The sequence below is a fragment of the Actinotalea solisilvae genome (assembly GCF_016464425.1).
Lineage (GTDB): Bacteria > Actinomycetota > Actinomycetes > Actinomycetales > Cellulomonadaceae > Actinotalea > Actinotalea solisilvae.
Window position 1 is genome coordinate 69,072 of the sequence record NZ_JADDKQ010000022.1, and the last position, 25,103, is coordinate 94,174.

At 74.8% G+C, this 25,103-nt stretch carries 29 protein-coding genes; 12 read left to right on the plus strand and 17 right to left on the minus strand.

Annotated elements, in window-relative coordinates; all coding sequences use genetic code 11:
- Window positions 1–164 precede the first annotated feature (164 nt).
- The 3 genes from JIG38_RS16845 to JIG38_RS16855 are packed head-to-tail and all read left to right on the plus strand — an operon-like array spanning window position 165 to window position 2,240.
- The gene (locus JIG38_RS16845) at window positions 165–815 is read left to right on the plus strand and encodes a class F sortase (RefSeq protein WP_199423051.1); all 651 of its coding nucleotides are present in this window, start codon (window positions 165–167) and stop codon (window positions 813–815) included.
- Window positions 815–1,486: an RNA polymerase sigma factor gene (locus JIG38_RS16850; RefSeq protein ID WP_199423050.1), complete on the plus strand. Its 672-nt coding sequence runs from the start codon at window positions 815–817 to the stop codon at window positions 1,484–1,486. Before JIG38_RS16845 ends, JIG38_RS16850 begins: the two co-directional genes overlap by 1 nt.
- Entirely contained in the window at window positions 1,473–2,240 is a 768-nt protein-coding gene (locus JIG38_RS16855) for an anti-sigma factor (RefSeq protein ID WP_199423049.1), read from the plus strand. Before JIG38_RS16850 ends, JIG38_RS16855 begins: the two co-directional genes overlap by 14 nt.
- Before the next feature lie 72 nt (window positions 2,241–2,312).
- On the opposite strand, the gene JIG38_RS16860 is transcribed toward JIG38_RS16855, so the two are convergent.
- Window positions 2,313–2,561 (minus strand): DUF6458 family protein, encoded by a 249-nt coding sequence (locus JIG38_RS16860; protein ID WP_199423048.1) that lies wholly within the window; start codon window positions 2,559–2,561, stop codon window positions 2,313–2,315.
- Between the two features lie 217 nt (window positions 2,562–2,778).
- Between JIG38_RS16860 and JIG38_RS16865 the strand changes: the two genes are divergently transcribed.
- A complete protein-coding gene (locus JIG38_RS16865; RefSeq protein WP_199423047.1) occupies window positions 2,779–2,994 on the plus strand; it encodes a hypothetical protein in 216 nt (71 codons plus the stop codon).
- Window positions 2,995–3,008: 14 nt separating this feature from the next.
- On the opposite strand, the gene JIG38_RS16870 is transcribed toward JIG38_RS16865, so the two are convergent.
- From JIG38_RS16870 to JIG38_RS16895, 6 genes are all read right to left on the minus strand, one after another.
- Window positions 3,009–5,069: a bifunctional copper resistance protein CopD/cytochrome c oxidase assembly protein gene (locus JIG38_RS16870; RefSeq protein ID WP_199423046.1), complete on the minus strand. Its 2,061-nt coding sequence runs from the start codon at window positions 5,067–5,069 to the stop codon at window positions 3,009–3,011.
- 126 nt (window positions 5,070–5,195) lie between these two features.
- Complete coding sequence (locus JIG38_RS16875) at window positions 5,196–5,585, minus strand: hypothetical protein (protein WP_199423045.1); 390 nt, start codon at window positions 5,583–5,585, stop codon at window positions 5,196–5,198.
- Window positions 5,585–5,965, minus strand: a complete 381-nt coding sequence (locus tag JIG38_RS16880; protein ID WP_199423044.1) for an SseB family protein — start codon at window positions 5,963–5,965, stop codon at window positions 5,585–5,587. Before JIG38_RS16880 ends, JIG38_RS16875 begins: the two co-directional genes overlap by 1 nt.
- 36 nt (window positions 5,966–6,001) lie before the next feature.
- On the minus strand, window positions 6,002–7,276 hold the full coding sequence (locus tag JIG38_RS20765; RefSeq protein ID WP_199423043.1) for a phage tail family protein: 1,275 nt from the start codon (window positions 7,274–7,276) through the stop codon (window positions 6,002–6,004).
- Window positions 7,273–7,587, minus strand: a complete 315-nt coding sequence (locus JIG38_RS16890) for a type VII secretion target (protein ID WP_199423042.1) — start codon at window positions 7,585–7,587, stop codon at window positions 7,273–7,275. Before JIG38_RS16890 ends, JIG38_RS20765 begins: the two co-directional genes overlap by 4 nt.
- Before the next feature lie 67 nt (window positions 7,588–7,654).
- Complete coding sequence (locus tag JIG38_RS16895) at window positions 7,655–8,023, minus strand: YbaB/EbfC family nucleoid-associated protein (RefSeq protein ID WP_199423041.1); 369 nt, start codon at window positions 8,021–8,023, stop codon at window positions 7,655–7,657.
- A 115-nt stretch (window positions 8,024–8,138) separates the two neighbouring features.
- Between JIG38_RS16895 and JIG38_RS16900 the strand changes: the two genes are divergently transcribed.
- The 8 genes from JIG38_RS16900 (at window position 8,139) to JIG38_RS16935 (ending at window position 15,763) form a co-directional block, all read left to right on the plus strand.
- Window positions 8,139–9,866 carry an MDR family MFS transporter gene (locus JIG38_RS16900; protein ID WP_307844654.1) on the plus strand — a complete coding sequence of 576 codons (1,728 nt, stop codon included), beginning with the start codon at window positions 8,139–8,141 and terminating at the stop codon, window positions 9,864–9,866.
- 10 nt (window positions 9,867–9,876) lie between these two features.
- Window positions 9,877–10,155, plus strand: a complete 279-nt coding sequence (locus JIG38_RS16905; protein WP_199423040.1) for an acylphosphatase — start codon at window positions 9,877–9,879, stop codon at window positions 10,153–10,155.
- Window positions 10,156–10,376: 221 nt separating this feature from the next.
- Window positions 10,377–11,369, plus strand: a complete 993-nt coding sequence (locus tag JIG38_RS16910) for an AAA family ATPase (RefSeq protein WP_372419859.1) — start codon at window positions 10,377–10,379, stop codon at window positions 11,367–11,369.
- A gap of 13 nt (window positions 11,370–11,382) precedes the next feature.
- Window positions 11,383–12,423 carry a DUF58 domain-containing protein gene (locus tag JIG38_RS16915; protein ID WP_199423038.1) on the plus strand — a complete coding sequence of 347 codons (1,041 nt, stop codon included), beginning with the start codon at window positions 11,383–11,385 and terminating at the stop codon, window positions 12,421–12,423.
- Window positions 12,410–12,904, plus strand: coding sequence for a hypothetical protein (locus tag JIG38_RS16920; RefSeq protein WP_199423037.1), 495 nt, complete (start codon window positions 12,410–12,412; stop codon window positions 12,902–12,904). Before JIG38_RS16915 ends, JIG38_RS16920 begins: the two co-directional genes overlap by 14 nt.
- Entirely contained in the window at window positions 12,901–13,941 is a 1,041-nt protein-coding gene (locus JIG38_RS16925; RefSeq protein ID WP_199423036.1) for a vWA domain-containing protein, read from the plus strand. Before JIG38_RS16920 ends, JIG38_RS16925 begins: the two co-directional genes overlap by 4 nt.
- A complete protein-coding gene (locus JIG38_RS16930; RefSeq protein ID WP_199423035.1) occupies window positions 13,938–14,936 on the plus strand; it encodes a VWA domain-containing protein in 999 nt (332 codons plus the stop codon). Before JIG38_RS16925 ends, JIG38_RS16930 begins: the two co-directional genes overlap by 4 nt.
- Complete coding sequence (locus tag JIG38_RS16935; RefSeq protein ID WP_199423034.1) at window positions 14,933–15,763, plus strand: putative sodium/potassium/calcium exchanger; 831 nt, start codon at window positions 14,933–14,935, stop codon at window positions 15,761–15,763. The genes JIG38_RS16930 and JIG38_RS16935 overlap by 4 nt, the downstream gene beginning before the upstream one ends.
- A 13-nt stretch (window positions 15,764–15,776) precedes the next feature.
- On the opposite strand, the gene JIG38_RS16940 is transcribed toward JIG38_RS16935, so the two are convergent.
- From JIG38_RS16940 to hisC, 10 genes are all read right to left on the minus strand, one after another.
- The gene (locus tag JIG38_RS16940) at window positions 15,777–16,235 is read right to left on the minus strand and encodes a SitI3 family protein (RefSeq protein WP_199423033.1); all 459 of its coding nucleotides are present in this window, start codon (window positions 16,233–16,235) and stop codon (window positions 15,777–15,779) included.
- Between the two features lie 22 nt (window positions 16,236–16,257).
- Window positions 16,258–16,581, minus strand: coding sequence for a hypothetical protein (locus tag JIG38_RS16945; protein ID WP_199423032.1), 324 nt, complete (start codon window positions 16,579–16,581; stop codon window positions 16,258–16,260).
- A gap of 37 nt (window positions 16,582–16,618) precedes the next feature.
- Complete coding sequence (locus JIG38_RS16950) at window positions 16,619–16,858, minus strand: hypothetical protein (RefSeq protein ID WP_199423031.1); 240 nt, start codon at window positions 16,856–16,858, stop codon at window positions 16,619–16,621.
- On the minus strand, window positions 16,858–18,084 hold the full coding sequence (locus JIG38_RS16955) for a phage tail family protein (protein ID WP_199423030.1): 1,227 nt from the start codon (window positions 18,082–18,084) through the stop codon (window positions 16,858–16,860). The genes JIG38_RS16950 and JIG38_RS16955 overlap by 1 nt, the downstream gene beginning before the upstream one ends.
- A 137-nt stretch (window positions 18,085–18,221) precedes the next feature.
- Window positions 18,222–19,718: a dihydrolipoamide acetyltransferase family protein gene (locus JIG38_RS16960; RefSeq protein WP_199423029.1), complete on the minus strand. Its 1,497-nt coding sequence runs from the start codon at window positions 19,716–19,718 to the stop codon at window positions 18,222–18,224.
- Between the two features lie 89 nt (window positions 19,719–19,807).
- On the minus strand, window positions 19,808–20,815 hold the full coding sequence (locus tag JIG38_RS16965) for an alpha-ketoacid dehydrogenase subunit beta (RefSeq protein ID WP_199423028.1): 1,008 nt from the start codon (window positions 20,813–20,815) through the stop codon (window positions 19,808–19,810).
- Window positions 20,812–21,912, minus strand: a complete 1,101-nt coding sequence (pdhA, locus tag JIG38_RS16970; protein WP_199423303.1) for a pyruvate dehydrogenase (acetyl-transferring) E1 component subunit alpha — start codon at window positions 21,910–21,912, stop codon at window positions 20,812–20,814. Before pdhA ends, JIG38_RS16965 begins: the two co-directional genes overlap by 4 nt.
- 329 nt (window positions 21,913–22,241) lie before the next feature.
- Entirely contained in the window at window positions 22,242–22,895 is a 654-nt protein-coding gene (locus JIG38_RS16975) for an AmiS/UreI family transporter (RefSeq protein ID WP_199423027.1), read from the minus strand.
- A complete protein-coding gene (locus JIG38_RS16980) occupies window positions 22,895–23,650 on the minus strand; it encodes a cysteine hydrolase family protein (RefSeq protein WP_199423026.1) in 756 nt (251 codons plus the stop codon). Before JIG38_RS16980 ends, JIG38_RS16975 begins: the two co-directional genes overlap by 1 nt.
- A gap of 444 nt (window positions 23,651–24,094) precedes the next feature.
- On the minus strand, window positions 24,095–25,103 hold a 1,009-nt coding region (gene hisC, locus JIG38_RS16985; RefSeq protein WP_199423025.1), incomplete at its 5' end, for a histidinol-phosphate transaminase.

Sequence of the window (25,103 nt, forward strand, 5' to 3'; positions counted from 1 at the left end):
CGCCCCTTGCCCTGCGGCGCCGCACCCGGCGGCCACCCGGCCAGGCCCGCGACCGACGACCGCGAGGTCGGCCGGGTGGCCCTCGCCCCGCCCCGTACGCACAGCGGGGCGGGGCCTGTCATGGCAGAGCCGGGCACCGACCCGTCGACCGCAGGAGGCGCACGATGACCGCACGGACGCTCGCCGCGGCCGCCGCCCTCCTGGTCCTGCTCGCCGGGTGCGGCGCGGACCCGCAGCCCACCCGCACCACCGAGGCCGTCGCCTCGCCCACCCCGACGACGACGGCCGCGCCCGGCCCGGTCGTGGACGTCCCCGTCCGCTCGACCGACCTCGCGTCGGCCACGGCCGCGCAGACCACGGGCCCCGCGCCGACGGCCGTGAGCATCCCGGCCCTCGAGGTCCAGCTGCCCGTCGACCCCGTCGGCGTCCAGGCCGACGGCCAGATGGAGATCCCCCCGCTCGCCGAGCGCGCCGGCTGGTACCGCTTCGGTGCCGCACCGTCCGACCCCGACGGCACCACCGTCGTGGCGGCCCACGTCGACTCGGTGGCCTCCGCGGGGCTCGGCCCCTTCGCGCGGCTCGGGGAGCTCGCCGTCGGCGACGTCGTCGAGGTGACGCTCGCCGACGGGACCGTGGCGGCCTACGCCGTGAGCTCCGTCCAGCAGGTCGCGAAGACGGACGCCGCCTGGGACGCGGTGTTCACGCGCGAGGGCCCGCGCCGCCTGGTCCTCGTGACGTGCGGTGGTACGTTCCAGCGCGAGGAGCGTCGCTACTCGGACAACATCATCGTCACGGCCGACCCCGTGCTCGGCTGATGAGCCTGGCCGCCGGCGACCACGTCGGCATCCCGATCCCCCGGCCGGTCCGCAGGCCCGGCCACCGACCCGCGGGAAGGAGCGCTCCGCTGTCCTCGTCACCCGTCGCGCAGCTCCACCCGCCCGCCTCGTGGGCGGACGACGCGCTGGGCCGCGCCTTCGCCGCCGGCGACGAGACCGCGCTCGCCGAGGCGTACCGCCGCTGGTCGCCCTTCGTCCACACCCTCGCGCTGCGCGCGCTGCGGGACGACGACGACGCCCAGGACGTCACGCAGCAGGTGTTCGTCAGCGCGTGGCGCGGCCGGCAGGGGTTCGACCCCGGACGTTCCCCGCTCCGCGCCTGGCTCACCGGCATCACCCGCAACGCGGTCGCCGACGTCCACGCCCGGCACGGGCGGGACCGGCGCAACGAGGAGGCCGTCGCCGCGACGACGGGGCGGGACCCCGAGCCGGAGACGGCGCACCTCGCGGAGCGGCTCACGGTCGCCGACGAGCTGACGCGGCTCGGCGAGCCGCAACGCACGATCATGGCCCTGGCCTTCTGGGAGGACCTCACGCACGACCAGATCTCCGCGCGGCTCGGACTGCCGCTCGGCACGGTGAAGAGTCACATCCGGCGCAGCCTGCTGCGCCTGCGGGACAGGTTGGAGGTGGACGGTGGAGCACGTTGACGAGGAGACCCTCGCGCTGGTGGCGCTGGGCGAGACCGTCGCCGACGCCGACCGTGCACACGTCGACGGCTGCGCGCGGTGCACCGCGGAGGTCGCGGAGCTCGCCGCTGTCGTGGCGGTCGGGCGTGCCGCACGGCCGGGCGACACCCTCGTCGCCCCGCCGGCCGGGGTGTGGGACCGGGTCCGCGCGGAGCTCGACCTGCCTGCCGGGCTCCGCCCGGACGGACAGGCGCCCGCCGCGCCGACGGCTGCCTCCGCGCCCGCCCCGGCGACCGGTGGCGGCGCGCCCGTGACGGTGCTCGCCGAGCGCCGCCGTCCCCGCACGGCCTGGATCGCTGCGGCGGCCGCCGCCGGCGTCGTCGTCGGCGGGGCGGGCGCGACCCTGGTGCCGCGGCTGCTCGACCCCGCGGGGGCGGAGGCCGAGGTCGTCGCCGAGGCGACGCTCGACCCGCTGCCCGGCTGGGAGGCCACGGGCGAGGCGGTCGTCGAGGTCGCGGCCGACGGCTCGCGCGTGCTCGTCCTCACGGTCGACGAGCAGGACGGCGACGACGGCTTCCGCGAGGTGTGGCTCATCGACCGGGAGGTCACGCGCCTCGTCAGCCTCGGCGTGCTCACGGGCTCCGAGGGCCGGTTCACGGTCCCCGACGGGCTCGACCTCGACGACTTCGCGGTCGTCGACGTGTCGGAGGAGCCGTTCGACGGGGACCCCGCCCACTCGGGCGACAGCATCGTCCGCGGCGTCCTCGACGTCTGACCGCCCGGCCCCGGACGCAGCACCGCCCGCGACCCCCGGGGGGCGCGGGCGGCGTCGTGCGTGCGGCGCGGCTCAGACGGCCGGGCCCGCGGGGCCCGCCGGCGGCGGCGTGCGCGTGTCGTAGCGCTCGACGACCTCGCGGTGGCTCGTGTTCGCGCGCTGCCGGTTGTAGACCATGCCCATGATCAGGGCGATGATGCCCGCCACGATCATGATGTAGCCCACCATGTTGAGGTTCACCACGTCCCACGTGTCGGGGGCGATGGCGAACGCGAGGATCGCACCGACGACGATCAGGAAGATCCCGCTTCCGATTCCCATGGTCGTACCTCCTCCTCGGCGGTCGGGGGACCGACCGGTTCGGCACGAGCATGGCGGAGGTGCCCCGGGTCCGCCTGTCGAGAGCGGGTGAACGGCGCCGCACCACCCGTCCGGGCGACGCCGCCGCCTCGCGGGCCGGCTGTCGGCCCGACCTACGATGGTCGTGCGCCACCGAGGCGCCCCGTGCCCGAGCACGACGAGCCGATCGAGGTGCCCCATGGCCGAGCCCCGCCGCGAGCGCGGCATGCGCTTCACCGAGCGCTTCCTGCTGCCCGTCTTCGGCCCGGCCCAGGTGGGCGACCGGACGCGCGGGCACGCCGCGTCGGCCGAGGACCGCGAGCGCGAGGCGGCGCTGCGCACGACGCTCGAGCGCGTCGTCGGCCCGGACGGCCGCGCGTACATGGTCGAGCGCCCGGCGGAGCCGCAGGACTGAGCGATCGCGGGCGGTCAGCGTCCGGGCTCGGTGCCCTGCGCCTCGACCGCCTGCTGCGGCCTCGGCGTCGCGTCGCGCCGCGCGAGCCGCTCGAGCATCGCGTTGTACTCGGTGAGCTCGGCGTCGCCGTCGCGGTCCGCCGCGCGGTCCCGCCGCCGGGCCGTGCGCTCGTCGTCGCGGGTCCAGGCGACGGCGACCGCGATCGCGAGCACGAGCATGGGCAGCTCGCTGATGCCCCACGCGATGGCGCCGCCCGCCTGCTGGTCGGCGAGCGCGGAGGGCCCCCAGGGCCGGCCGAGGAGGCCGAACCACCGCGGCACGAGGAGCGCCTCGGAGCTGACGATCGCGAGCCCGAAGAAGGCGTGGAACGCCATCGTCGCGAACAGCAGCAGCAGCCGCAGCGCGTAGCCCGGCCGGTGCGGGCCGGGGTCGACGCCGATGAGGCCGTTGACGAACAGGTACCCCGCGAGGGTGAAGTGGGCGACCATGAGCAGGTGCCCGACGTACGTCGTCAGGGCGAACGAGAACGCGTCGGTGAAGTAGAAGACGAACATCGAGCCGGCGAAGTTCACGGCCGCGACCACGGGGTGCGCGAGGACCGTCGCCCACCGTGAGTGCACGAGGCCCAGGATCCACTCGCGCGGTCCCCACGAGCCGTCGTCGCGCGGCGGCAGCGCGCGCGCGGCGAGCGTCACGGGCGCGCTGAGCACCACGAGGATCGGCACGACCATGACGAGCACCATGTGCTGGAGCATGTGCGCGCTGAACAGCACGTGCCCGTACACGGCCGGGCCGCCCGACGTCGTCCAGGCGAGCAGGAGCATCCCCGCGAGGAGGCTGAGGGTGCGGTGCACCGGCCACGCGTCGCCGCGCCGCCGCAGGCGCGCGACCCAGCGCCCGTAGACGACGACGGCGGCGAGGCAGCCGAGCGCGGGCAGGAGGTCCCAGCGGAAGCTCGTGAGCCACAGCTCGGCCGTCGGCGCGGGCGGGAGCGCGTGGCCCGTGACGATCTCGGCGGGCGTCGGCGTGGTCGGCGGCTCGAGGTCGGCGGGCGGCGCGGTCGAGCCGAGCGCGACGGCGACGCCGGACACGGCGCCCATGACCGCGAGCTCGACGGCGACGAGGCGCCAGAACACCCCGGGCGCACGTGAGGCTGCTGGCGTGCTGCGCTCGGCGAGCCGGCGCACGACGGCGCGTCGGTGGAGCGCCCCGAGGACGCCGAGCGCGACGAACAGCCCGATCTTCGCGACGAGCAGGAGGCCGTACGGCGTCGCGAGGTCGCCGGGCTCGTCCAGGCGCTGCACCGCGTTGACCGTGCCGGAGACGGCGACGCCGGCGAAGCACCACGCGGCGATGCCCGAGAAGCGCGCGACGGACGGTGCGAGGTCCCGGCCCAGGCGGCCGCTCACGAGCGCGAGCCCGGCGAGCGCGCCGATCCACACGGCGGCGCCGAGCAGGTGCAGGAACAGCGAGGAGATCGCGAGCTCGTGGTTGGTCGAGCCGACCGTGTGGCCGCTCGTCGAGAGCATGGCGAGGGCCGACGCCGCGAGCAGCGCGCTGACCAGTGCGCCCGCCGGCCGCGTGACGAGCAGCGCGACGACGCAGGTCAGCGCGGCGACGACGGTGATCCCGAGGAGCGTGCGGCCGAGCGAGACGGACGACACGAAGAGCCCGAGCTCGGCGCCGTACCCCTCCCCGCCGACGGGACGGCCTGTGATCTGCGCGTACGTGAGCACGAGCTGCACGACGCTCGCGACCGCCCAGACGCCCGCGGCGACCGAGGCGACCACGGCCGACGTCGGCCACGCGCGGCCCTCGCCCGGGGTGCGTCCGGCGGCGCGGGGCAGGACGAACGCGGCCAGCACGAGCGAGCCGATCGTCACCGCAGCCGCGAGCTCGGTGACGACGGTCGAGAGCGGGAGCCCCCAGCGCACGACGGCGCCCGGGTCCAGCAGGGTCGGGGCGACGGCACCCGAGAAGGCGACGCCCGCGGCGGCCGCCGCGAGGGCGACGAGGAGCCCGGCGACCGCGCCCGCGACCGGAAGTCGGCGCGCGGGGGTGGTCGGGGCGGTCACCGCCTCAGCCTACGGCGGGCCCACGGGCGCCCCGCCCGGTCGGCCCGCCGGTGACGGCGGGCCCGTCGGTGCGGTGGAGGCAGCCTCGGCTCCACCAGGACGCTGCGCCGCCGGCTCGCGCCCCGCTCAGCACGGGAGGCGGTCGCCGTACAGGCGACGCACCTCGTCGTCCGTCAGGGCGTGCACCTCGTGCGGCATCTCCTCCCACCACGTGCCGCACACGGAGCATCGCCAGACGGCGACCTGCTGGACGACGCTCTCGAGGAGGTACGGCTCGTGGTCACCGGTGTAGGCCCGGCGCTCGCACACGGCGCAGCCGCCCCGCGGGTGCTCGGCCAGCCGGCGCGAGATCTCGCGACGCACCTCGGGCGGCACCGGCGTCGTCGTGCGCTCCTCCTCCGCGACGCGCGCGTCGGCGGCCACCCCCAGCTCGTCCAGGCGGCGACGACGCTCCTCCGCCTCGGCGACCCGCTGCGCGGCGGCTGCGCGCTGGCGCGCGCTCAGAGGGACGTCCATCAGCCCTGCAACGTCCGCCGGGCCTGCGCGACGGCGTCGGGCAGCAGCTCCATCCCCACCGACTGGCCGGGGTTCAGGACCACGCCCGAGCCCGCCGGCACACGAGCGAGCAGGTCCGCGCCGCTGAGCGTCAGCGCGTAGGGCGCGAGGTCGGCGAGCTCACCGATCCGCGACACGTGGGTGAACACGGCGAGCATCGTGACCCCCTCACGGTCGAAGAGCACGGGGACGAAGCCCTCGAACTCCTCCCCGACCGGCGCACCGCTCGGCACGACGAGATCGGCCGCCGGCAGTGCCGCCAGGACGGCGGCGGCGTCGCCCGACTGCTGCCCCGCGGCCAGCGCCGACTCGAAGGGCGTCATCGGGATGAAGGTGGGCACGGTCAGGTCTCCGATCGAGGGGGTTCGCCGCGAGGCCTAGTAGCGGCGGAGCGGCTGCCACGAGCCGTCGGGCATCAGCTGGAACAGGACGCTGCCCGGAGGCACGGCCGGCCCGCCGTGGACGACGAACTCCCGCGTCGGGTTGACGAGGTAGCCCCCGGTCCCCGGACGCCCGGGGGCGTCCTCGAGACGCACCGCCGTATGACCGCCGTCCATGTAGTGGGGCCACCCGTTGGCGTCGGCTCGCGTGGGCGGCACGGAACCCAGGCCTTCGAGCGGGAAGCTGAGACCGTAGATCTCGGGGCCGTTCGGACCCGAGGGGTTGAGGATCTCCCGCTCGATGCTCGGGGTGTTGCCGGTGTACCGCAGGGCGTCGCTGGGCGTCCGCACGAGCGCGGAGTCCTCGATCGGCATGTGGAAGTACGGCGAGCTCGACGTGCCGAGCGTCGCGTTCGACCGGGTGTAGTAGGTGAGGTTGCTCGGGCCGAAGAACGCGACGCCGTGAGTGCTGGGCGGCGGAGGCGTCGCCGGCGCGCTGGGCGTGTGCGTGGTGCCGGGGCGGGCGCCGCGGAGGTTGTCGCCGAGGCTGCGGATGGCGGCCTTGAGCGCGTCGATCAGGTCGCCCAGCGCACGCGCCGAGGTGATCACGCCCGTGACCTTGCTGCCCACCCGCGCCGCGAGGGACGAGACCCGGGTCGCGACCTGGGACACCACCCACGGCGTCCCGAGCCCGACCGTGAACACGATCTGCGCCGCCCACGAGATCGCCGCACCCACCAGCTCCGCGATCGCATCACGCACCAGGTCGTGCACCACCTGCACGATCGTCGAGCACGTCCGCAGACTGCTCGCCACCGCCGTCGAGGACCCACCGATCCCCCGCAGGTGCTCGGCGAAGTCGCTCGCGTAGCGGGCGTAGGCCTCGACCCCCTGGCCCCGCATCCCTTCCAGGTCCGCCGCCACCAGGTGGTCCAGGTCCCCCGCCGCGCTGCCCATCTGCGTGGCGATGTTGTCCCACGTCCCCGCGAACCCCAGCACCGCCCCCGCATCACCGGTCAGGTCGTTGAGCCACCCCTTGAGCGGCTCCACGTGCTCCATCAACCAGCCCAGCCCCGCCGCGATCAGCTGACCCAACGGGTCCATCACCGCCGCCGCCGTGTCCAGCACCGTCGACAGCCCCGCCAGACCCGCCGCCACCCAGTCCTCGGACTCGATCGCCCGCGACAGGTCGTACAGCGACTCCACCAGCATCGTCCCGCCCAGCGCGGACGACGTGTCCACCGGACCCGCGACCAACGGGTTCGCCGTCACCGCAGCACCCCCGCGATCGTGTCCATCCGGCCCCGCACCCCGTCGTCGACCGCGCGGTAGTCGTCGGCCATCGCGACCACGCCGTCGGCCATCGCCTCGAGCGAGTCGCGCGCGGCACCGATCGCCTGCCCCGTCTCCACCTCGGCGGAGTTGACGAACCCCGGCAGGAAGGCGCACAGCACCCCGAACGCCCCGCCGTGCAGGTCCACCTGGTTTGCGGCGCCCTCCGCGAGCGCCACCGCGTCGGTCACCATGGACAGCCGCGAGGCGTGCGACCGCAGCACCTCGGTGTCGACCTCGAACTCGCTCACTGCTCCCCCTGCCCCCGACCGGACGGCCGCCGCGCGCTCTCGTGCGTCACGGCGGTGCTCGCGCTGCTCATGCGTACCGCTGCTCGACCTCGGCCCTGAGGTGCTCGGTGAGCGGCGACTCCTCGCCGTACGCCTCACCCATGATCGCGACCGCCCTGCCGCCGGCCTCGCGCTGAGCCGCGCGGGCCGCCTCGACGATGTGGCGCGACAGCTCGTCGTGCCGCAGGTCCATGGCCGCGTCCGTGAGGACGACGTCGCGCAGCTGGCCCGAGGCGTCCACCTCGACGACGACCTCGCCGCGCGGCGAGCGGCCGCGCCCGCGGACGGCGTCGATCTGGGCCTTGACCTGCTGGGCGCGCTCCGCGCGCTGCGCCGCCAGCTCGATGTCGCGCTGGACCTTCGCGATCGCGGCGTCGGGGTCGTGGAAGGAGGTCACGCCCGCACCCTAGCCAGCGCGCCCGACGTCGCCCACCCCCTGTCCGCGCCGGGTCCACCGTTCACCCGATCGTGCAGCCCGCGCCGGTGTCGGGGGCCGGACCTACAGTGCAGCAGTGAGTCCCGACGCGCCGTCCTCGGCGCCCCCGCAGTCCGCCACCTTCGCCCCCACCCACCGCCAGATCCTCACGATCCTCGGCGGCCTCATGATGGGGATGTTCCTCGCCGCGCTCGACCAGACGATCGTGGCGACCGCGATCCGCACGATCGGCGACGACCTCCAGGGGCTCTCCCTGCAGGCCTGGGTCACCACGGCGTACCTCATCACGTCGACGATCGCGACGCCGCTCTACGGCAAGCTCTCCGACATCTACGGGCGCAAGCCGCTCTACCTGGCCGCGATCGTGCTCTTCCTCATCGGGTCGCTGCTGTGCGGCACGGCGACGTCCATGTACCAGCTCGCGGCGTACCGCGCCGTGCAGGGGCTCGGCGGCGGCGGTCTCATGTCGCTCGCGATCACGATCCTCGGCGACCTGCTCAGCCCGCGCGAGCGCGCCAAGTACCAGGCGTACTTCCTGGCGGTGTTCGGCACGTCGTCGGTGCTGGGCCCGATCATCGGCGGCTTCCTCGCGGGTGCCGACACCGTGCTGGGCATCACGGGCTGGCGTTGGATCTTCCTCGTCAACGTGCCGTTCGGGATCCTCGGCCTGGTCGTCATCACGCGCGTCCTGCACCTGCCGCCGCTCGCCAAGGTGTTCCACCGGATCGACTGGCCCGGCGGTCTCGCGCTCGCCGGCGGCCTGGTCCCGCTGCTCCTCGTCGCCGAGCAGGGGCGCGAGTGGGGCTGGGGCTCTCCCGTCGCCCTCACGTGCTACGCGCTCGGAGTCGTGGGCATCGTCGCGTTCCTCCTCGCCGAGCGCCGTGCGGGGGACGACGCGCTGCTGCCCCTGCACCTCTTCCGGAACCGCACGTTCGGCGTCTCGGCGCTCATCAACCTGGTCATCGGCATGGGTATGTTCGGCGGGCTCGCGACGCTGCCGCTCTACCTCCAGATCGCCAAGGGCATGTCGCCGACGGCGGCCGGCCTCGCCCTGCTGCCGCTCACGCTCGGCATCATGACGACGTCGGTGGTGTCCGGCCAGACCGTGGCGCGCACGGGGCGGTACCGGATCTTCCCGATCCTCGGCACCGTCTGCCTCGCGCTCGGCGCGCTGCTCATGTCGCAGCTCGCACCTGACTCCTCGATGGTCGAGGTCGCGTGGCGCTCGGCGATCTTCGGGTTCGGCCTCGGCTTCTGCTTCCAGCCGCTCGTGCTCGCGGTGCAGAACGCCGTCCCGCCCAAGGACATGGGCGTCGCGACGTCGTCGTCCCTGTTCTTCCGGCAGATGGGCGGCACGCTGGGCACGGCCGTGTTCCTGTCGATCCTCTTCTCGACGGTGGCCGGCAACATCCGCGACGCCTTCACGGCGGCGAGCCGCACCCCGGCGTTCCAGGACGCGCTCGCGGACCCGGCCGTGGTCGAGGACCCGGCGAACGCCCCCGTCGTCGGCATGCTCCAGGGCGGTGGCGAGCCGCCGTCGCTCGACGACTCGTCGTTCATCGACGCGATGGACCCGCGGCTCGCCGCGCCGTTCCTCGACGGCTTCGAGCAGAGCACGTCGCTCGTCCTGCTCATCGCGGCCGCGATCATCGCGGTCTCCATCGCGCTCGCGTTCCTGCTGCCGGAGATCCCGCTGCGCCAGGTGTCGGGCATCCAGAGCCGCATGGACGCCGCCGCCGCGGTCGGGCACGACGACGCCCCGGCACCCGCCCCGCGCGGGCCCGGCACGCCGCCCGGGGCCTGAGGAGCACGCGGTGGCCGCCGACCGCGTCGCCGTGCGGCTCGTCGTGGCCGGGCGCGTCCAGGGCGTCGGGTTCCGGTACGCGTGCCGGCGCACGGCCGCCGAGCACGGCGTCGCGGGCTCGGCGCGCAACCTGCCGTCCGGCGAGGTCGAGGTCGTGCTCGAGGGCTCGCCCGACGCCGTCGCCGCGGTCGCCGCGTGGGCGCACCACGGCCCGCCGGGTGCCGCGGTCGCGGACGTCCGGGCGGAGGACGTCGCACCCACCGGGTCGACGGGCTTCTCGATCGGGTGACGCGGCCGCCCGACGGGATGACCCCGGTCCGCCCGCCCCGGCACGCACCGTCGGCGGCTGCTCCGCGCGGTCCCCAGGCCCGGCGGACCCGACCGGGCGCGCGCGGCCCTGGCTGGCATACTCGCCCCTTGCCGCACCTCCCCCGTGCCGCGGGCGTCTCACGCTCGGCGCCCCACCGGGTCGGACGCGGTCACGGAGCGCGCCGACCTGGGGGACCTCGCATGCTGACCGAGCCGATCACCGACAGCGACCACGCCGAGGCGCGGCACCTGCTGGACCGGATCGACGCCGTCTTCGCCCAGCGCGTGGTCGGACAGGACAACCTGCGCGTGGCCCTCGTCAGCACCCTCCTCGCGGGCGGGCACATCCTCCTCGAGAGCGTGCCGGGCCTGGCGAAGACGACGGCCGCGCAGACGCTCGCCGCAGCGGTGTCCGGCTCGTTCCACCGCATCCAGTGCACGCCGGACCTCATGCCGAACGACATCGTCGGCACGCAGATCTTCAACTACGCGACGGGCTCGTTCACGACCCAGCTCGGCCCCGTGCACGCGAACCTCGTGCTCCTCGACGAGATCAACCGCTCGAGCGCCAAGACGCAGTCCGCGATGCTCGAGGCGATGCAGGAGAAGCAGACGTCGATCGGCGGCGAGGTGTACCGGCTGCCGTCGCCGTTCATGGTGCTCGCGACGCAGAACCCCATCGAGGAGGAGGGCACCTACGTGCTCCCCGAGGCCCAGATGGACCGGTTCCTCGTCAAGGAGGTCCTCACCTACCCGCAGGGCGACGAGGAGGTCGAGATCCTCGAGCGCATCTCGAGCGGCCGCCAGGTCGCGCCCATCGTCGGGCGGCCGATCAGCCTCGCCGAGCTCGAGCGGCTCCAGGCGCTCGTCGACCGGGTCTACGTCGACGCCGCGATCAAGCGGTACGTCGTCGACGTCGTGGCGACGACGCGCGGCGCCGGCCCGCGGCCCATCCCGGGCATCGAGCGGATGATCCGCGTGGGCGCGAGCCCGCGCGGGTCCATCGCCCTCATGCGCATCGGCCAGGCGCTCGCGCTCCAGGCCGGGCGCGGCTACGTCACGCCCGAGGACGTCAAGGCGATGCGCCACCCGGTCCTGCGCCACCGCATCGTCCGCACCTTCGACGCCCTGGCCGACGACGTGCCCGCCGAGCAGCTCGTCGACGCCGTCTTCGACGCCGTCCCCACCCCCTGAGCGCCCGAGCCCGATGACCTGGTCGCCCACCGGCGGATCGCCGCCCCCGCCCGCCCCGCCCGGGGCGCGGCCGGGCGCGCCCGTCGCGGGACCGGCCGCCCCGGTGGGCTGGCCCGGTCCGGGAGCGGGACACGGCCGGTCGCCGTGGACGCCGACCGCCGCGACGCCCCAGCGCTCCGCGTCGCGCTTCGCGCACCTGCGGTCGCGGCTGCAGCTCCCGCTCGCCAAGCGCGCGACCGGTCTGCTCGACGGGCGGCACCGCTCGATCCTCCAGGGCCACGGCCAGGACTTCGACGACCTGTCGCTCTACAGCCCGGGCGACGACGTCGGGGACATCGACTGGAAGTCGAGCGCGCGCGCCGGCATCCCGGTGATCCGGCGCTTCGTCCGGCAGAGCAACCTCAGCCTCGTCCTCGCGGTCGACACCGGCCGGACGATGGCCGCGACCGCGGCGGGCGGCGAGAGCAAGGGCGCCGTCGCCCTCGACGCGGCCACGCTCGTCGCCTACCTCGCGCGCGACCGGGGCGACCGGGTCGCGCTCGTCGCCGCCGACTCGGGCCGCCTGACCCAGCTCCCGCCCCGCGGCGGCACGGCGCACCTCGAGCTCCTGCTCCGCAAGGTCGAGCGCGCGTTCGACGTCGAGGCGCCGCCGTCCGACGTCGGCCGCCTCCTCACGCGCGTCGGCGCGCTGACCCGGCGGTCGCTCGTCGTGCTCGTCACCGACGAGGCGAACCCGACGGAGGAGCACCACGACGCCCTCAAGAGCGTGCGCCTGCGCCACGAGGTCCTGGTCATCGCGGTCGCCGACGCGGACCCCTTCCAGCCCGCGCCCGGCACCACGCGTGACGTGGGCGACGGCTGGGCCGTGCCGGTCTGGCTCCAGGGGCGGGACGACGTGGTGCGTGCCGCCGCGGCCGTCCGGGCGCAGCGCTCGGCGCGCCGCGCCGCGACCCTGCGCCGCCTCCAGGTGCACGACGTCGTCGTCGGCAGCACCCAGGACGTGGTGCCCGCCCTCATCTCCCTCCTCGACCGGAGCCACCGTGCCCGTCGATGAGCTCTACGACCCCGTCCTGTACTCGTGGTGGGTCCCCGTGCTGGGCGCGGTGCTCATGGCGCTCGCCGTCGCGTACGTCGTGTGGGCGGTGCGGCACACGCGGCGGCGCCCCGAGCACGACGCACCCCCGCCGCCTCCGCCGCAGCGCCGGCTGGGGCCGTACGACGACCCGTACGCGAGCGTGCGGCCGGTGTACCTGGCCAAGGTCGACGCGCTCGAGGCCCGCTACGTCGCGGGCGAGCTCGACGCGCGCTCCCTGCACCTCGAGCTCAGCGCCGTCGTGCGCGACTTCGGGTCGGTGCGCCGCGGCGTCGACGCGCGCGTGCTCACGCTCAGCGAGCTGCGCCGGGTCGACGGCGCGCGACGCCTCGCCAACCTCATCGAGACCTACTACCGGCCGGCGTTCGCGCGGTACGGCACGGTCGGCGCGTCGTCCGAGCAGGCCCTCGCGGGCGCGCGGCGGGTGATCAGCCAGTGGTGACGTCCGTGCACTGGGGCCTCGTCTGGCCGTGGGCGCTCGCGCTCGCGCTGCTCGCCGTCGGCGGCGTCGCGTTCTGGGCGTGGCGGGCGCGGCGCGAGACGAAGGACGCGGCCCGCTGGGTCGCGCACACCGACGAGCTCGACGACCTGCCCGAGGTGCGGCGGGCCGTCCGCGAGTACGCCGTGCTGCGCGCCGCGACGGCGGGCGCGCTCGCGGTCGCGCTGCTCGGCGCGGCGGTCCTCGTGGCGCGACCGGTCGACCGCGAGACGCGCACCGACACCTTCGGCACGCGCGACATCGTCCTGTGCCTCGACGTCTCGGGCTCGATGATCCCGTTCGACTCGGAGATCGTCTCGACGTTCAGCACGCTCGTCGAGGGCTTCGACGGCGAGCGGATCGGCCTGTCGGTGTTCAACTCGACGTCGCGCACGGTCTTCCCGCTCACCGACGACTACGCGCTCGTGCTCGAGGAGCTCCAGGTCGCCGAGCAGGCGCTCCAGTTCGACATCGAGGCGTTCGACCCGCTCGACCCGCTGACGTGGGACGGGCTCGACCCCCTGCTCGAGTTCATCGCGGGCACCGAGGGCGTGCCGGCGCAGGCCTCGCTCATCGGCGACGGCCTCGCGAGCTGCGCGCTGCTGTTCGACGAGCAGGCGACGGACCGGTCGCGCTCGATCATCCTCGCGACCGACAACGACCCGTACGGCGAGCCGGTCTACACGCTGCCGCAGGCGGTCGACGTCGTCACCGACCGCGACGTGACCCTCTACGGCCTCTACGGCGGTGACGCGTACCTGCGCGGCTCCGCCCAGAACGAGGAGTTCGACACCGCGATCGAGGAGGCGGGCGGCAAGACCTGGTTCGCGGAGGACACGGCGGCCGTGGCCGAGGTCATCCGCGACGTCACCGAGGAGCAGGCGGTCGCGCTCGACGCCGACGCGCAGCGCATCGTCACGGACCGGCCCGTGCCGTGGTTCGTGCTGCTCGTGCTCGCCACGCTCGCCCTCCTCGCCCTGCGACGGCGGGTGGGCGGATGACCCTGCGACCGCTGGTGCCCGTGTGGCTCCTGCTCCTCGTCCTCGTGCCGGTGCTCGTCCTCGCGGTGCGCGAGGCGTGGAACGCGCGCGGGCCCGTGCGGCGGAGCTGGGCGGTGCGCGCCGCCCTCGTCGCCGTCGTCACCGCGATCGGCCTCGGCCCCTCGGTCCCCGCCACCACCGACGAGCAGCTCGGCGTGGCCGTCGACGTGTTCTTCGTCGTCGACCGGACGGGCTCGATGGCCGCCGAGGACTGGTCGGAGGAGCGGCTGCCCCGCCTGGACGGCATGCGGCACGACCTGCCCGCGCTCGTCGCGGCGGTCCCCGGCGCGCGCTACTCGATCATCGCGTGGGACAGCCAGGCGAGCCGCCAGCTGCCCCTCACCACCGACCAGCGGGCGGTGCGCACCTGGGCGCAGACCGCACGGCAGGAGATCACGGCGTTCTCGTCCGGGTCGCTCGTCGACCGGCCGCTCGAGCCGCTGCGGCGCGCGCTCACGGGCGCCGCCGAGACCGACCCCGGGCACGTCCGCCTGGTCTTCTTCCTCTCCGACGGCGAGCAGACCACCGACGGCGAGCCGGCGTCGTACGAGGAGCTCGCCGACCTCGTGGACGGCGGCGCGGTGCTCGGGTACGGCACCGCCGAGGGCGGTCCCATGCGTGAGTACGACGGGTCGCTCGAGCCGGACCCCGAGGCCCCGTACATCGTCGACGACGCCACGGGCGAGCAGGCCGTCTCGCGCATCGACGAGGCGGCGCTCCAGGCCGTCGCCGCGCAGCTCGGCGTCGCCTACGCGCACCGCACGGGCCCGGACGACGTCGCCGCGCTCGTCGAGGGCCTCGACCCGGAGGAGATCGCCGCGGACGGTCGCCGCGACACCGAGCTGTGGCAGGCGGTCACGTGGCCGCTCGCGGTGCTCGTCGTCGGCCTGCTCGGCGTGGAGGCCTGGACGACCGCCCGCGGCTGGGTGCCGCTGCGCCGACGGAGGTCCGCATGAGCACGCCCACGCCGCTCGAGCGCCGACGTCGCGTCCGCCGCCGCTGGCTCGTCTGGGCCACGCTGCCCGTGTGGCTGGGCGTCTTCCTGTTCGGCCTGCACCTCGCGCTCATGAACGTGGTGGCCGCGACGGCGCGCGGCCAGTACGCCGACGGGCAGATCGGCAGCGCCGTCGTCGGGTTCACGTGGCTCAAGAGCACCGACCCCGTGGAGAGGTGGAAGGCGCCGTTCGACCTCGGCACGACGTTCACGAAGGGCGAGGACCCGCTGCTCGGCACCTTCTACCTCGCCGACGCGCTCGAGATCGCTCCCGAGGACCCGACGACGCAGTGCATGGTGCTCATCAACTACGCGATCGCGCTCGAGATGATGGGCGACCAGGAGCTCGCCGACGCGCAGACCCGCGCCGAGTGGGCGGCGGAGGCCCAGGGCTACGTCGACGCGGGCGACGCCTACCCACCCGGCGTGCCGTGGGGGGACATGACGCCCGAGGAGATCCGCGCCGAGGGCCGGGAGTTCGCGGCCTGGGCGCAGCGCGACTACGACGCCGCGACCGAGGCGCGCGCCTCGTGCGAGCCCGAGGGCCAGTCCGAGGAGGAGCAGCAGCAGAACTCCGACTCCCAGGAGCGGCTCGAGGACAAGCAGCAGCAGGCGCAGGACTCCGAGGAGCAGCAGCAGGAGGAGCCCGAGGACGGCTCGGAGCAGGCCGAGGAGGAGAAGCGTCAGCAGGAGCTCCAGGAGCGCAACGAGGAGGCGCAGGCCGAGGCCGAGCGTCAGCGCCAGGAGGAGCAGGGCGACCAGGGCGGCAGCGGCACGAAGAACTGGTGACGCCGGCGCCTCGTCACAGCCGACCGTCCTGGGGCGTCACCACGAACGGTCGGGGCACCCGCTCGAGGACGGCGGGGTCGCCCCACGGCCGGAACCAGTCGAACAGCTCCAGCCGCCCGCCGCGCCGGCGCATGACGACCCGGTCGAGCTCGTAGGTGAGGCAGGCCTCGGCGTCGACCGCATCGCTGAGCCGGACGGCCGCCACGGCCAGGGCGGGGTACGCGGCGAAGTAGCCGTCGTCGTCGGTCGCCTTGTTGTCGACGTGGAGGATGACCCGGCAGGTCGCGGGCGTGCCGAGGAGCTCGGCGTAGAGCCCGGCCGAGACCGGGCTGGCGACGTCGCCGACCGACCCGGAGAGCACGCCTCGCGGCACCGCGAGCTCCGCGCTCAGCTCGGCGAGCAGCACGTCGAGAAGGCGCCGGACGTGGGCCGTGCCGCACCTCGTCGCGATCGGCATGGGGTAGTCGAGCACCGGTCGGCCCCGAGGTCCGTTCTCAGCGCTGCGCGGCGTCGGGAGCCAGCATCTGCGCCAGCTCGACGAGCTGCGCCACGATGACCGGACGGGCGGGGGTGTCCGGCAGCTCGGCGGTGCCGATCGCGGGCAGCTGGGCGATCACCGCCGTGAGCTCGGCGAGGCGAGCCGGCGGCATGTCCTCGAGGTCGAGCGCCCCGAGGTTGTGGTCCGACACCTCGCGCAGCTCGCTGACCAGCTCCGGGTCCTGCGCCCGCGCGGCGAGGGTGTCGAGCATCCAGGAGAAGACCGACGACGACGCGTTCCAGTCGCGCCCGTCGGGGAGGAAGACCAGCCCCGCCATCACGCACCGGCCATGAGGTGCGGCCGCCCGCGGCCGTCGGTCACGACTGGAACAAGACGCGCTCGGGCCACTCGCCCGTCTTCGCCCAGTGCCGGTAGGCCTTGACGACCACGTAGCGCGCCGCCGAAGGCTTGTCGTCGCTCCCGACGACGGACCAGGCGTCGACGTCCTCGACCGGGATCTCGACCTCGCCCTCGGGCTGCGCCGGGTCGACGCCGAAGGTGTACCGGACGGCGCGCGCGTCCGCGTGCACGCGGCTGCCGTAGGCCACTGCTCCCATCAGCTACCTCCACGTCGGTCGAGCGCCGCCTGCCAGTTGGCGACGGAGTTGGCGTGTGCGTGCGCCTCGGCGTACGACGCGCCGGGGTGGCTGCGCATGTAGGCGGACTCGGCGATCTCGTGCCGGATGAGCAGCCGGTCCGTGGGGGTGGCGTCGCCCGACCGCAGCCGGAGGAACGCCTCCGCCATGTCGGGGTTGGCGTCGAAGCGTCCGCGCCACGGCTCGCCGTAGTCGGTGCCGAGCAGGTGCTCGTCCTCGAGGACGTGCCTGAGGGCTCGCTCGACGTCGTCGGGATCGAGGTCCGGGTTGTTCCGCGCGATGTCCGCCGCCAGGTCGGGGTCGGCACGGAAGGCGTCGTACGTCCGGTCGGCCCACTCCTCGGCCCGGATGTCCGACGCCGGGCGCGGCCGGTAGGAGCCCCCCGTGTGCTGCATCGGCACGTCCGGCGTGCGGGGCGTGTGCGTGGTGCCGGGGCGGGCGCCGCGGAGGTTGTCGCCGAGGCTGCGGATGGCGGCCTTGAGCGCGTCGATCAGGTCGCCCAGCGCACGCGCCGAGGTGATCACGCCCGTGACCTTGCTGCCCACCCGCGCCGCGAGGGACGAGACCCGGGTCGCGACCTGGGACACCACCCACGGCGTCCCGAGCCCGACGGTGAACACGATCTGCGCCGCCCACGAGATCGCCGCACCCACCAGCTCCGCGATCGCATCACGCACCAGGTCGTGCACCACCTGCACGATCGTCGAGCACGTCCGCAGACTGCTCGCGACCGCCGTCGAGGACCCACCGATCCCCCGCAGGTGCTCGGCGACGTCGCTCGCGTAGCGGGCGTAGGCCTCGACCCCCTGGCCCCGCATCCCCTCCAGGTCCGCCGCCACGAGGTGGTCCAGGTCCCCCGCCGCGCTGCCCATCTGCGTGGCGATGTTGTCCCACGTCCCCGCGAACCCCAGCACCGCCCCCGCATCACCGGTCAGGTCGTCGAGCCACCCCTTGAGCGGCTCCACGTGCTCCATCAACCAGCCCAGCCCGGCCGCGATCAGCTGACCCAACGGGTCCATCACCGCCGCCGCCGTGTCCAGCACCGTCGAGAGCCCCGCCAGACCCGCCGCCACCCAGTCCTCGGACTCGATCGCCCGCGACAGGTCGTACAGGGACTCCACCAGCATCGTCCCGCCCAGAGCGGACGACGTGTCCACCGGACCCGCGACCAACGGGTTCGTCGTCATCCCCGCACCCCCGCGATCTCGCTCATCTGCCCCCCAGCGCGTGCGATCGGGGCGACTGTAACGGGCCGCGCGCGTCGCGGGCCATCACTCGTCCAGGTCACGGGCGACGGCCGTGCGGCCCCACGCCGTCGGCGGGCTCAGCCCCAGACCAGGCCCTGGCCCGGCTCCTCGAGCACCGCGGCGACGTCGGCCAGGAACCGCGAGCCCAGGCCGCCGTCGACCAGGCGGTGGTCGAACGAGAGCGCGAGCTGCGTCACGTGGCGGACCTTGATCTTGCCCTTGTGCACCCAGGGCTGCTCGCGGATCGCGCCGAACGCGAGGATCGCGGACTCGCCCGGGTTGAGGATCGGCGTGCCCGTGTCGATCCCGAACACCCCCACGTTGGTGATCGTGATGGTGCCGTCGCTCATGTCGACCGGCTGCGTCTTCCCGGCGCGGGCCGTCGCGGTGAGGTCGGCGAGCGCGACCGCGAGGTCGTGCAGGCCGAGCCGGTGCGCGTCCTTGATGTTCGGGACGATGAGGCCGCGCGGCGTCTGCGCCGCGATGCCGAGGTTGACGTAGTGCTTGTAGACGATCTCCTGGGTCTCGTCGACCCACGACGCGTTGATCTCGGGGTGCCGGCGCACCGCCAGGAGCAGCGCCTTCATCGCGACGAGCAGGGGGGTCACGCGCACGTCGGCGAACTCGCGGTCGGCGCGCAGCCGCTCCACGAGCCGCATGGTCTTGGTGACGTCGACCGTGTGGAACACCGAGACGTGCGGCGCGGTGAAGGCGCTCGAGACCATCGCCTCGGCGGTCCGCTTGCGGACCGACTTCACGGGCACGCGCGTCGCGCGGCCGTCGTCGCTCACCGTGCCGGACGCCAGCCACGGCTGGTCGTCGGTCGCGTAGGTCGCGAGGGGCTTGACCTCGTTGGCCTGCGAGCGCGCGAGGACGTCCTCGCGCGTGACGATCCCGCCGGGGCCGGTGGGCCGGACGGTCGCGAGCTCGACGCGGAGGTCACGCGCGAGCTTGCGCACGGGAGGCTTCGCGAGGATGCGGCGGGACTCCTCGTTGCGGCCCGCGGCCGTCGGGGCGGCAGCGACCGCGGGGACGTCGGGGCCGGCCGCCGCGGGCGGCGCTGCGACGGCGGCGACCGGGGCCGCCCCGGCAGCAGCTGCGGGCCCCGAGCCGGCGTCGACCGTGGCGGCGCGGCGCGGGCGTCGCGTCGCGCTGTGCGCACTGACGCCGTACCCCACGAGCACCGCGCCGCTCGCGCCGTCGTCGGACGCGGCCTGGCCGGACGCCGCGGTGTCCGCCGCGTCCTGCGCGGCCGTGTGGGGAGCGGCGCGGACCGCGCCGCCGGCGGCGGCACCGCCCTCGGAGGCGCCCGGGTCGGGCGCGCCGTGCGGGTCGACGTCGACCGTGATGATCGGCGTGCCCACCTCCACGGTCTCGCCGGGCTCCGCGAGCAGCGCGGTCACGACACCCGCCCATGGGCACGGCAGCTCGACGAGCGACTTCGCCGTCTCGATCTCGACGATCGGCTGGTTGACCGTCACCGCGTCGCCGACGGCGACGTGCCACGCGACGATCTCGGCCTCGGTGAGGCCCTCGCCCGCGTCGGGGAGGCGGAACTGCTCGTACCGGGGCACGTGGGGCTCCTGGGGTCGGGGTCGGTCGGTCCGCGCGGACGGCTCAGCGTCTCAGCCGGCGGGCTCGGGCGGGAGGAGGCTCGGCGGGCTCAGTGGCCGAGCGCGCGGTCCACGGCGTCGAGCACGCGGTCGAGGCTCGGCAGGTACTCGTGCTCGAGCCGCGCGACGGGGTAGGGGCTGTGGAAGCCGCCGACGCGCAGCACGGGCGCCTCGAGCGAGTAGAAGCACTCCTCGCTGATCCGCGCGGCGACCTCGCCGCCCGTCCCGTAGAGCACGGGCGCCTCGTGCACGACGACGCACCGGCCGGTCTTGCGCACGGACGCGACGACGGTCGCGGTGTCGAGCGGCGAGAGCGTGCGGAGGTCGACGACCTCGATGCTCGTGCCGTCCGCCGCGGCGGCCTGGGCGGCGCGGAGCGCGGTCGCGACCGTGGGTCCGTGCGCGACGAGCGTGAGGTCGGTGCCGGCGCGCGCGACGCGCGCCCGGTCCAGGCCCTCGCCGGTCGCCGAGCCGTAGGAGAAGCCGCGGTCGACGTCGCCCTTGTCCCAGTACCGGCCCTTGGGCTCGAAGAAGAGCACGGGGTCGGGCGAGGCGATGGCCTCCTGGATCATCGTGAACGCGTCCGCGGGGCTCGCCGGCGTCACGACGCGCAGCCCGGCCGTGTGCGCGAAGAGGACCTCGGGCGACTCGCTGTGGTGCTCGACCGCGCCGATCCCGCCGCCGTACGGCACGCGGATGACGACGGGGAGCGACAGCCGGCCGCGCGAGCGGTAGCGGACCTTGGCGAGCTGCGTCGTGATCTGGTCGAACGCGGGGAAGATGAAGCCGTCGAACTGGATCTCGCACACCGGCCGGTAGCCGCGGAGCGCGAGGCCGATCGCGGTGCCGACGATGCCGGACTCGGCGAGCGGGGTGTCGACGACGCGGTCCGGGCCGAAGTCCTTCTGCAGGCCGTCGGTGACGCGGAAGACGCCGCCCAGGGCGCCGATGTCCTCGCCCATGAGCAGGACCTTGGGGTCCTCCTCGAGCGCGGCGCGCAGGCCGAGGTTGATGGCCTTGGCGAGCGTCAGGCGCTCGACGGCGGGGACGGCGCTCATCGCGTGACCTCCGGTGCGACGTCGAACGACGCCTCGTACTGCTCGAACCAGGCGCGCTCGGCGTCCACCACGGCGTGGGCGCCCGCGTACACGTGCTCGAACATGGTCGACGTCGGCGGCTTGCCCATCGCGCGGACCTCGCGGCGCAGGCGCTCGCCGAACGCCTCGCCCTCCGCGTCGAGCTCGGCGAGGAAGACGGCGTCGAGCTCGCCGATCGCCTCGAGGTGGAGGCGGAGCCGGTCGATCGGGTCGCGGCGGCGCCACGCCTCCTCCTCGGCGGACGAGCGGTACCGCGTCGGGTCGTCCGACGTCGTGTGCGCGCCCATGCGGTACGTGTACGCCTCGATGAAGGTGGGGCCGTTGCCCGAGTGCGCACGCTCGAGCGCCTCGGCCGTGACCGCGTAGCAGGCGAGGACGTCGTTGCCGTCGACGCGGACGCTCGGCACGCCGAAGCCCCGGCCGCGCTCGACGATCGGCACACGGGACTGCTTCTCGGTGGACTCGGAGATGGCCCACTGGTTGTTCTGGCAGAAGAGCACGAGCGGCGCGTTGTTCACCGCCGCGAAGACGAACGCCTCGTTGGTGTCGCCCTGGCTCGTGGCCCCGTCGCCGAAGTAGGCGACGACGGCGGCGTCGCGCGTCGGGTCGCCGGTGCCGACGGCGCCGTCGCGCTGGATGCCCATCGCGTACCCGGTCGCGTGCAGCGTGTGTGAACCGATGACCAGGGTGTACAGGTGGAAGTTGTGGGCCTCGGTGTCCCACCCGCCGTGGTCGATGCCGCGGAACTGGCGCAGGATGTCGACGAGGTCGACCCCGCGGGTGTGGGCGACGCCGTGCTCGCGGTAGGACGGGAACGCGTAGTCCTGCGGCGCGAGCGCGCGGCCCGAGCCGACCTGCGCGGCCTCCTGGCCGAGCGCGGGCGGGAAGAGGCCGAGCTCGCCCTGACGCTGGAGCGCTGTCGACTCGGAGTCGAAGCGCCGCACCATGACCATGTCCCGGTACAGCCCACGCAGGGCCTCCGGGTCGAGATGGGCGATGCGTGGGCTGTACTCGGGATGCTCCAGGCGCTCCCCGGTCGGGGTGAGCAGCTGGATCATGTCGGGCTCGTTCACGCAGGGTCCTTCCGGGTGACGGCCAGGGCTAACCTACGTCAGCGTAGGCTACGCCACCGTAGGTTGGCGCTGTCCGGGCCCGACAACGACGTCGGACTCCCCTTTGTACCGACTCTCCAACACGTCGTCACGCGCCCACCCGGGACGAACGGCCCCCCGCCCCGCACCATCGCCGCCGCCGAGGTCGCTGGTTCGGCTCGAGGTCGCTGGTTCGAACCAGCGACCTCGGCGCGAACCAGCGACCTCGGCGTGGTGAGGGTGCGTGGTGGCCGGATGGCCGGGTGGCCGGGTGGCCGGGTGGTGCGGGCCGTGGGTCAGGCGGGGGTGCTGGCGAGGGCCTCGGTCGGCACCGCCGGCGGGGTCGTGGGCCGGGTGGCGCGGCGGGCCAGGGCGGCCGAGGCCACCGTCGCGAGCGCGAGGGCCGCGAGCGCGGCCAGACCCGCGACCGGGCTCGTCGTCCAGCGGCCCTCGAGGAGGAAGAGCGCCGGCACCGTGCAGGTCGGGATGCCGAGGAGCACGAGGAACCACCCGGTGAACCGGCCCAGGTCCAGCCCGCCGACGTGCGTGCGCCCGAGGCCGAGGAGCACGAAGAAGAGCGCCCACATGCTCGCCCACGTCGCCCAGATGACCGCGAACACGGGGTCGGTCGCGATCGACGTCACGGCGTAGTAGGCCGCGATGCCGGCGACGAACAGGCTGTACCAGCCGAAGCCCTGGGGCTCGATCCGGTGCACGGTCTGGAAGCCGAACCACAGGTACGTGATGCCGAACAGGTAGCTCGGCCACGTCGCCTGGAGCACGCCGGGCTCGGTGCCGTGGAGCACGAGCACGAGCGTCGGCAGCACGACCTGCGCGGTCCCGACGAAGAAGTTCAGCGGCGCGGCGCTGCGCGCGGGCACGACGCCGAGCGTCGACAGGCCGTTGACGAAGAGCACCACGCCGACGAGGAGGAGGCCGACGTTCCCCATCAGCGGGTCACCAACGACTCGAACGTCTCCGACGAGAGGACGGGCGCGAAGAAGTTGGTGATGCGCTCGAACGCCGCGGCCTCCTGGTCGGGCCGCTGGGCCCCGGTCGCGTCGCCGATGACGATCGGCAGCAGGCCGTGGTCGCGCGCCGCACGCGCGTTGCCCTCGATGCACCAGTCCAGGTGGATGCCGGTGATGACGACGACCTCGACCCGCTTGCGGGCCAGCTCGAGCGGGAGGTCCGTGCCGACGAACGCCGTCTGCAGGGCCTTCTCGTAGAGCTCGTTGTCGCCGGGCTCGACGAGGTCGCGCAGCTCGTCGACGAGGGCGTCGTCCCAGGCGATCTGCTCGGGCGTCGCGTCGATCGACCCGGTCCAGGAGTCGTACTGCGCGCGGTCGAGCACGGACTGCGGGTAGTCCTGGCGGAAGACCGAGTAGCCGATCCAGTTGAAGGAGACGAAGTTCGGGGCCCGGCGGGCGGCCTGGACGGCGCGCACGGTGGCCGGGAGGCTGCCCCGGAACGCGTGGCCCTCGGCGTACTGGACGCCGCCCGGGCGGTAGAGCGAGTTGGACTGGCTCACCGAGAGGAACGCGGCGGGACGGCTGAGGATCTCCCGCAGGTCGAGGCCGGCCCAGTGGGCGGGCAGCGGCGGGATGAGGTGGGCGTTGCTCGCCGGGAGGCCGAGCGCGGCGGGGTCGAGCTCGACGGGCTCGAGGGGCGTCCGGCGGTCGGTCCGGGTGTCGAGGGTGGTCATGGTTCTCCCTGGTCAGGGGCGCGCGATGGAGGCGCCTGAGGGCGTGCTGGTCGGGTGCGCGGCGGTGGTGACGCCGCGGGCCGGCCCGGACGGGTGGTCCGGACCCGCCCGGATGGACGCGCCGTGGCAGACGGCGGCCCGTGCCGGCACGACGGCGGTCAGCCGCGGCGGGCGGGCGGAGAGGGGGCCGGCGCGGGCCGGGGGCGCGCGCGGCGGAGTCCGTGGGGACTCAGCAGGGCATTCGGCAGGGGCGACAGGCGCGCGGCGACGACGTCGCCTCGGGCCGGGATCCCTGCGTGATGCTCACGCGCACGAACCTAGTCGCCCGAGCGGCCCGTGCGGCGGCCGCGCCGCCTGGGTCTCGCAGACCGAGACCGGCGCCTCGCGGAGCCGGTCCGCGGCGGGACGGGCGGGCCGGGGCGGGTGGACGCCGGTCCCGAGCGCTCAGCCCTGCGCGCTGCCGTCCCGCGTCACCCAGCCGTGCGCGAGCTCGAGCACGCGGTCGTTCGCCGCGGCGTCGCCGACGGTGATGCGCAGGCCCTCGCCGGCGAACGGGCGGACCAGCACCCCGTGCGCGACGGCGTCGGCCGCGAGGTCCACCGTGCGCGGGCCCGCGGGGAGCCAGACGAAGTTGCCCTGGGCGTCGGGCACGGACCAGCCCTGGTCACGAAGGCCCGCGAGGAGGCGCGCGCGCTCCGCGACGACGGCGTCGACGCGCTCCAGGAGCTCGTCCTCCGCGCGCAGCGACGCGAGCGCGGCCACCTGGGCGAGGTGGTTGACACCGAAGGGCGTCGACGCGGTCCGCACCGCGCGGGCGACGTCGGGAGTCGCGACCGCGTAGCCGACGCGCAGCGCCGCGAGCCCGTACGCCTTGGAGAACGTGCGCAGCACGACGACGTTCGGGTGGGCCGCGAGGAGCTCGCGCGAGCGCACGGCGTCGTCGTGCCGGACGAACTCGACGTAGGCCTCGTCGAGCACGACGAGGACGCGGTCCGGCACCGCGGCGAGCAGCTCGACGAGCTCGGCGTGGTGCACGGCCGGCCCGGTGGGGTTGTTGGGCGAGCACACGAGCAGGACGCGCGTGCGCTCGGTCACCGCGGCGGCCATGGCGCGCAGGTCGTGCCGGCCGTCGGCGGCGAGCGGCACCTCGACGCCGACGGCGCCCTGGAGGCCCACGAGGATCGGGTAGGCCTCGAACGAGCGCCACGCGTGGACGACCTCGTCGCCCGCGTCGCAGAACGCCTGGAGCACGTGGCCGAGCACGGCGACCGAGCCGCAGCCCGCGACGACCCCCGCCGGGTCCACCCCGTGGCGCGCCGCGAGCGCCTCGCCGAGCTCGGTCGCGAACATGTCCGGGTACCGGTTGAGCAGCGAGGCGGCCCGGGCGACCTCGTCCCGCACGGAGTCGAGCGGCGGGAACGGGTTCTCGTTCGACGACAGCTTGAACGCGCGC

Bases quoted from the DNA above. Each gene is read 5' to 3' on its own strand.
- JIG38_RS16845 (WP_199423051.1), top strand. From the start codon at position 165: ATGACCGCACGGACGCTCGCCGCGGCCGCCGCCCTCCTGGTCCTGCTC.
- JIG38_RS16850 (WP_199423050.1), top strand. From the start codon at position 815: ATGAGCCTGGCCGCCGGCGACCACGTCGGCATCCCGATCCCCCGGCCG.
- JIG38_RS16860 (WP_199423048.1), bottom strand. From the start codon at position 2,561: ATGGGAATCGGAAGCGGGATCTTCCTGATCGTCGTCGGTGCGATCCTC.
- JIG38_RS16865 (WP_199423047.1), top strand. From the start codon at position 2,779: ATGGCCGAGCCCCGCCGCGAGCGCGGCATGCGCTTCACCGAGCGCTTC.
- JIG38_RS16875 (WP_199423045.1), bottom strand. From the start codon at position 5,585: ATGGACGTCCCTCTGAGCGCGCGCCAGCGCGCAGCCGCCGCGCAGCGG.
- JIG38_RS16910 (WP_372419859.1), top strand. From the start codon at position 10,377: ATGCTGACCGAGCCGATCACCGACAGCGACCACGCCGAGGCGCGGCAC.
- JIG38_RS16915 (WP_199423038.1), top strand. From the start codon at position 11,383: ATGACCTGGTCGCCCACCGGCGGATCGCCGCCCCCGCCCGCCCCGCCC.
- JIG38_RS16930 (WP_199423035.1), top strand. From the start codon at position 13,938: ATGACCCTGCGACCGCTGGTGCCCGTGTGGCTCCTGCTCCTCGTCCTC.
- JIG38_RS16935 (WP_199423034.1), top strand. From the start codon at position 14,933: ATGAGCACGCCCACGCCGCTCGAGCGCCGACGTCGCGTCCGCCGCCGC.
- JIG38_RS16950 (WP_199423031.1), bottom strand. From the start codon at position 16,858: ATGGGAGCAGTGGCCTACGGCAGCCGCGTGCACGCGGACGCGCGCGCC.
- JIG38_RS16955 (WP_199423030.1), bottom strand. From the start codon at position 18,084: ATGACGACGAACCCGTTGGTCGCGGGTCCGGTGGACACGTCGTCCGCT.
- JIG38_RS16965 (WP_199423028.1), bottom strand. From the start codon at position 20,815: ATGAGCGCCGTCCCCGCCGTCGAGCGCCTGACGCTCGCCAAGGCCATC.
- pdhA (WP_199423303.1), bottom strand. From the start codon at position 21,912: ATGATCCAGCTGCTCACCCCGACCGGGGAGCGCCTGGAGCATCCCGAG.
- JIG38_RS16975 (WP_199423027.1), bottom strand. From the start codon at position 22,895: ATGGGGAACGTCGGCCTCCTCCTCGTCGGCGTGGTGCTCTTCGTCAAC.
- JIG38_RS16980 (WP_199423026.1), bottom strand. From the start codon at position 23,650: ATGACCACCCTCGACACCCGGACCGACCGCCGGACGCCCCTCGAGCCC.